At 73.9% G+C, this 6255-nt stretch carries 5 protein-coding genes and 1 pseudogene; all 6 read left to right on the top strand.

What is annotated here, in order from left to right:
* A partial coding sequence (locus IE330_RS40200) for an Rv0250c family protein (protein ID WP_506005404.1) occupies nt 1–164 on the top strand: 164 nt, incomplete at its 5' end.
* A gap of 61 nt (nt 165–225) precedes the next feature.
* A complete protein-coding gene (gene sdhC / locus IE330_RS37450; RefSeq protein ID WP_190140653.1) occupies nt 226–1059 on the top strand; it encodes a succinate dehydrogenase subunit SdhC in 834 nt (277 codons plus the stop codon).
* Nucleotides 1059–2987, top strand: coding sequence for a fumarate reductase/succinate dehydrogenase flavoprotein subunit (locus tag IE330_RS37445; protein ID WP_190140652.1), 1929 nt, complete (start codon nt 1059–1061; stop codon nt 2985–2987). Before sdhC ends, IE330_RS37445 begins: the two co-directional genes overlap by 1 nt.
* A complete protein-coding gene (locus IE330_RS37440) occupies nt 2984–3772 on the top strand; it encodes a succinate dehydrogenase/fumarate reductase iron-sulfur subunit (protein WP_190140651.1) in 789 nt (262 codons plus the stop codon). The genes IE330_RS37445 and IE330_RS37440 overlap by 4 nt, the downstream gene beginning before the upstream one ends.
* A gap of 90 nt (nt 3773–3862) precedes the next feature.
* Nucleotides 3863–5119, top strand: a complete 1257-nt coding sequence (locus IE330_RS37435) for an alpha/beta hydrolase family protein (protein WP_190140650.1) — start codon at nt 3863–3865, stop codon at nt 5117–5119.
* 164 nt (nt 5120–5283) lie between these two features.
* A pseudogene (locus IE330_RS37430) lies at nt 5284–6255 on the top strand (TPM domain-containing protein); the annotation flags it as partial.

Genomic DNA, 6255 nt, shown 5'->3' with positions numbered 1-6255 from the left:
CGCCCGGCCCGGCGGGCGCGCCCCCGGCCGGTCCCGCCCCCGCGGTCCCCCCGCCCCCGCCGCGGCCCCCGAGCCGCCCCGTACCGGACACCCCGTACGACCGTTCCCTGTGGACCGACTCGGACGACGAGGGCCTGGGCGCCCGCGACCGCCGCGCGCCCTAGCCGAGCCGCACCCGCCCCGCCGCATCCCTCCCCCACCCGTCGACGAAGGAGTGGAGCCTCGTTGGCCACTGGCACCGAACCCCATCTGAAGAAGGGCACGGACCCCGGCGGCGTACGGCACGGCACGCGCGCCGCGATCGGTGCTGCCCATCTGCGGACGGACCGCTGGTGGGTGCAGCCCGCCGCGACCGCCGCCGGGCTGCTCGCCTTCGTCGTGTACTCGACGTGGCGGGCGTTCGCGGACTCCGACTACTACGAGGCGCCGTACGTCTCGCCGTTCTACTCGCCGTGCCTCGCCGAGAACTGCGCGCCGATGCGGGACGGGCCCAACTGGGAGATCTTCGGGAGCTGGTGGGGGCTCTCCCCCGCGCTGCTGATTCTCGTCTTCCCGCTCGGTTTCCGGCTCACCTGCTACTACTACCGCAAGGCCTACTACCGCGGTTTCTGGGCGTCCCCGCCCGCCTGCGCGGTGGCGGAACCGCACGCCACGTACACCGGTGAGACGCGTTTCCCGCTGGTGCTGCAGAACCTCCACCGGTATTTCTTCTACGCCGCGGTGCCGGTCGCGGGCATCCTCACGTACGACACCGTGCTCACCTTCCGCGACGAGCACTACGCGTGGGGGCACGCCGGGCTCGGCACCCTGGTGTTCCTCGTGAACATCGTGCTCATCTGGGCGTACACGTTCTCCTGCCACTCCTGTCGGCACATCGTCGGCGGAAAGCTCAAGCACTTCTCCAAGCACCCGGTGCGCTATCGGATGTGGCGGTGGGTGGGGTGGCTGAACGGCCGCCACATGCTGCTCGCCTGGGCGTCGTTGGTCAGCGTCGCGCTCGCTGACTTCTACGTGTATCTGATCGCGTCCGGGGCGTTCGACGATCCGAGGTTGTTCTGATGGCTCAGGTGGAGCGGCAGCAGTGGGATGTCGTCGTCGTGGGCGCCGGCGGAGCCGGGCTCAGGGCCGCGATCGAGGCGCGGGAACAGGGCGCCCGTACGGCCGTGATCTGCAAGTCGCTCTTCGGCAAGGCGCACACGGTGATGGCCGAGGGCGGCATCGCCGCGGCCATGGCGAACGTGAACTCCGGCGACAACTGGCAGGTCCACTTCCGCGACACCATGCGCGGCGGGAAATTCCTCAACCAATGGCGCATGGCGGAACTGCACGCCCGCGAGGCGCCCGACCGGGTGTGGGAGCTGGAGACCTGGGGCGCCCTCTTCGACCGCACGAAGGACGGGCGGATCTCGCAGCGGAACTTCGGCGGTCATGAATACCCCCGGCTCGCGCACGTCGGTGACCGTACGGGGCTCGAATTGATCCGTACGCTCCAGCAGAAGATCGTGGCGTTGCAGCAGGAGGACAAGAAGGAGTTCGGGGATTACGAAGCCCGGTTGAAGGTCTTCCAGGAGTGCACCGTCACCCGGGTCCTGAAAGAGGGCGGGCGGGTCAGCGGGGCCTTCTGCTACGAGCGGGAGAGCGGGCGGTTCTTCGTCATCGAGGCGCCCGGCGTCGTCCTGGCCACCGGCGGCATCGGCAAGTCCTTCAAGGTGACGTCGAATTCCTGGGAGTACACCGGGGACGGGCACGCGCTCGCGCTGCTCGCGGGGGCGCCGCTGCTCAACATGGAATTCGTACAGTTCCACCCGACGGGAATGGTCTGGCCGCCGTCCGTGAAAGGCATCCTCGTCACCGAGTCCGTACGCGGCGACGGGGGCGTGCTGCGGAACTCCGACGGCAAGCGGTTCATGTTCGACTACATTCCGGACGTCTTCAAGGAGAAGTACGCGGAGTCCGAGGAGGAGGGCGACGGCTGGTACGAGGACCCGGACCACCACCGCCGCCCGCCCGAGCTGCTGCCCCGCGACGAGGTGGCGCGGGCCATCAACGCCGAGGTGAAGGCCGGGCGCGGCTCCCCGCACGGCGGGGTCTTCCTGGACGTGTCGACGCGCATGCCCGCCGAGGTGATCAAGCGCCGGCTGCCGTCCATGTACCACCAGTTCAAGGAGCTGGCGGACGTCGACATCACCGCCGAGCCCATGGAGGTCGGGCCGACCTGCCACTACGTGATGGGCGGCGTCGCGGTCGACTCCGACACGGCGGCGGCACGCGGCGTGCCCGGGCTCTTCGCGGCCGGCGAGGTCGCGGGCGGCATGCACGGCTCGAACCGACTCGGCGGCAACTCGCTCTCCGACCTGCTGGTGTTCGGCCGCCGCGCCGGTCTGCACGCGGCCCGCTACGCCGCCGACCTCGCCGTCCGGCCGGTGGTGGACGAGCCCCAGGTGGCCACCGCCGCCGCCGAGGCGCTGCGCCCGTTCAGCGCGGAGGGCCCCGAGGCCGGGGCGGCGCCCGAGAACCCGTACACACTGCACCAGGAGCTCCAGCAGGCCATGAACGACCTGGTCGGCATCATCCGGCGCGAGGCCGAGATGGCGCAGGCCCTGGAGAAGCTCGCGGAGCTGCGGACGCGGGCGCGGCGGGCCGGGGTCGAGGGGCACCGGCAGTTCAACCCGGGCTGGCACCTGGCGCTCGACCTCAGGAACATGCTGCTGGTCAGCGAGTGCGTGGCGCGCGCGGCCCTGGAGCGCACGGAGAGCCGCGGCGGGCACACCCGCGAGGACCACCCCGGCATGAACCGCGCGTGGCGCCGCGTGAACCTGCTGTGCCGGCTCGCCGACCCGACCGGCGGCCTCGCGGCGACCGACCCGGTGGGCGGCCAGATCGACCTCGAACGCGTCACGACCGACCCCGTCCGTCCCGACCTGCTCGCTCTCTTCGACAAGGAGGAGCTGGTCAAGTACCTGGCCGAAGAGGAGCTCTACGAGTGAGCACAGCAGCGGCGTCCACGGCGTACGACGCGCACTTCCGGGTGTGGCGGGGCGACACCGGCGGCGGTGGCCTGAAGGACTTCACGGTCGAGGTCAACGAGGGCGAGGTGGTCCTCGACATCATCCACCGGCTCCAGGCCACCCAGGCGCCGGACCTCGCGGTGCGCTGGAACTGCAAGGCGGGCAAGTGCGGCTCCTGCTCGGCGGAGATCAACGGCCGGCCGCGGCTGCTGTGCATGACCCGCATGTCGGTGTTCACGCGCGACGAGACGATCACCGTCACCCCGCTGCGGGCCTTCCCCGTCGTCCGCGACCTGGTGACCGACGTCGGCTACAACTACGCCAAGGCGCGGGAGGTGCCCGCTTTCGTGCCGCCGCCCGGCGTGGAGCCGGGCGCGTACCGCATGGCGCAGGAGGACGTGGACCGCCCGCAGGAGTTCCGCAAGTGCATCGAGTGCTTCCTGTGCCAGGACACCTGCCACGTGGTGCGGGACCACGAGGAGAACAAGACGTCGTTCGCGGGGCCGCGCTTCCTGATGCGCGTCGCCGAGCTGGACATGCACCCGCTGGACGCGGCGGCCGACGCGGGCCTGGACCGCAAGACCACCGCCCAGGAGGAGCACGGCCTCGGCTACTGCAACATCACCAAGTGCTGCACGGAGGTGTGCCCGGAGAACATCCGCATCACGGACAACGCCCTGATCCCCCTGAAGGAGCGGGCCGTCGACCGCAAGTACGACCCGCTGGTGTGGCTGGGGAACAAGATCCGGCGGCGGGAGCGGTAACCGCCCGGGGGCCGTGGGGGTTTTCCCCCGCTACGGATTCTCGGGCTGGCCCCCATGGTCGCGGGCGGGACTGCGGACCAGCATGGACGCATGACCGCTGCCGTGTTTCGCACCCCGTTCCCGACCCGTCTGACCAGGGGCGTGACCGCCCTCGCACTCGCCGCCGGGGCGCTGGGCGCCGGGGCCGTCGCCCCGGCCGCCGCGCACGGCACCACCGTGCGGCCCGCCGCCCCCGTGCGCCCGGAGCTGCCCGTGCCCACCGGCCCGCACCCGGTGGGCACGGTGACGGCCCGCCTCGTCGACCACGCGCGCCACGACCCCTGGGTCACCTCGCGGCCGTACCGGGAGCTGATGGTGAGCGTCTGGTACCCGGCGCGGAAGACCGGCGGGTCCCCACGCGCCCCCTACATGGCGCCGGGCGCCGCCGAACGGTGGGACGCGGAGCCGCGGCACGGCATCCCGGCGGGCACCGTCGACTGGGCGGGCATGCGCGTCCACGCCCGGCAGGGCGCGCCCGTCGACGGCCGGGGCGGGCGGCGGCCGGTGCTCCTGTACTCGGCGGGGGCCAACGACCCGCGGACGTGGAACACCGCGCTCGTCGAGGACCTGGCGAGCCGCGGCTACGTCGTCGTCACCGTCGACCACACCTACGAGTCGCCCGGGGTGCAGTTCCCCGACGGCTCGGTCGAGGACGACGAGCCCCTCAAGGACGCGCTCGCCGGGGTCACGGACGACGAGTCGCTCTCCCGGCTCCTGAAGAAGGTCATGGACGTCCGGGTCGCCGACGACCGGTTCGTCCTCGACCGGCTCGGCGACCTGCCCGGCGGCCTGTCCCGGGTCGTCGACCGGAACCGCGTCGGCACGGTCGGGCACTCCGCGGGCGGCATCGCCGCCGCCGGAACGATGTACGCGGACAAGCGCGTCAAGGCCGCCGTCGACCTGGACGGCTCGCTGGAGTACAACGGCGAGCCGAAGGGCACCCACCTCACCGACGTCGCCCGGCACGGCGTGGACCGGCCGCTGCTCCTCATGGGCCGCGACGGCGTCGACCACACCACCGAGCCGTCCTGGGGCGCCTTCTGGTCCCGTACGCCGGGCTGGAAGGCCGACTTCACGCTGCGCGGCTCGCGCCACCAGACGTACACCGACCTCACCGCCGTGCTGCCGCGCACCGGACAGCCCCGCGACGTCGTGGAGAAGAACATCGGCACCGTCGACCCGGCACGGGCCACCGCCGTCCGGCGCGCGTACGTGGCGTCCTTCTTCGACCGCTGGCTGCGCGACCGGGACGACCACCTCCTGGACGGCCCGTCGCCCCGCTTCCCCGAGGTCCGCCACGTGCCGTAGGCCCGCCCCGGCCCCGGTCGCGGGGGTGGGGGGGCGGTCCTACGCTGCCAGGTGTGACGCCGTCCCCGCCGTCCTTGCCGCCCGCGCCGCCCCCGGCGCGGCGGGCACGGCGCGCGCGAGACGGGCGAGGCGCATGGTGGCCGCGGGGCGCGCGCACGGCGGCCGTGGCCGCGCTGCTCCTCGGCTGCTGGTACGGGCCGCCGCCCGCGTACGCGACAGCAGCAGCGGGACCGGCCTCCGTACGGACGGCCGACGGGGACGGCGGCGTGGCCGGTGACCTGGTGGCGCCCGTCGTCGCGGTCGGCGCGGCCGGGGCCTTCGCCCTGGTCTCCTACCGGCGGCGCAGACGGCGCTTCGCCCACCGGACGACGCCGGGCGGGCCGGGCGAGTCGCAGGGGACGGCACCACTGGCCGACCTCGACGCCCGCACGGCGCGACTGCTCGTGGACACCGACGACGCGGTCCGCGCCAGCGCCGCGGAGCTCGCCTTCACCGCCGCCCGGTTCGGGGCCGGTGAGCTGCGGCCGTTCGCCGAGGCCGTCGCGTACGCGCGCGGTGAGCTGGCGGCGGCGTTCCGGCTCCGGCAGCGGCTCGACGACGCCCGCCCCCAGGACGACGCCACGCGGCGCCGGGCCCTCGACGAGATCGCGGTCCGCTGCGCGGAGGCGAACCGGTGCCTCGACGCCCAGGCCGCCGCCTTCGACGAGCTGCGCTCCCTCGAACGCGCCGCGCCGGGCGCCGTGGAGTACGCCGACACGGTGCTGCGGCAGGTCACCGCGCGGGCCCGGACGGCGGAGGCGGTGCTCAAGGAGGCGCGGGCGGCGTACGCGCCGTCCGCCACCGCGGCGGTGCTCGGGTACGTCGCCCGGGCCGAGGACCGGCTCGCCTTCGCCACCGCCCGGCTGCCGCGCGCCCGCGAGGCCGCCGACGTGGGGGACGGCGACACGGCCGCCGGGCACCTGCGCGCGGCGGAGGCGGCCGTCGGCCAGGCGGCCGTGTTCGTCGACGGGGTGCACCGCCACGCCGACGCGCTGGCCGAGGCCGACCGGCGGCTGCCCGCCACGCTCGACGAGGCGGGCACCGGCCGCGCCGCCGCCCGGGAGTCGCTCCGGGACGCGGCGGCGGGCGGGCCGGCC

Source organism: Streptomyces longispororuber (genome assembly GCF_014656095.1).
In the GTDB taxonomy this organism is placed as follows: Bacteria; Actinomycetota; Actinomycetes; order Streptomycetales; family Streptomycetaceae; genus Streptomyces; species Streptomyces longispororuber.
The sequence above is the reverse complement of the archived record's forward strand: the minus strand, read 5'-3'. Positions and strand labels throughout refer to the sequence as shown.

Bases quoted from the DNA above. Each gene is read 5' to 3' on its own strand.
- IE330_RS37445 (WP_190140652.1), top strand. From the start codon at position 1,059: ATGGCTCAGGTGGAGCGGCAGCAGTGGGATGTCGTCGTCGTGGGCGCC.
- IE330_RS37435 (WP_190140650.1), top strand. From the start codon at position 3,863: ATGACCGCTGCCGTGTTTCGCACCCCGTTCCCGACCCGTCTGACCAGG.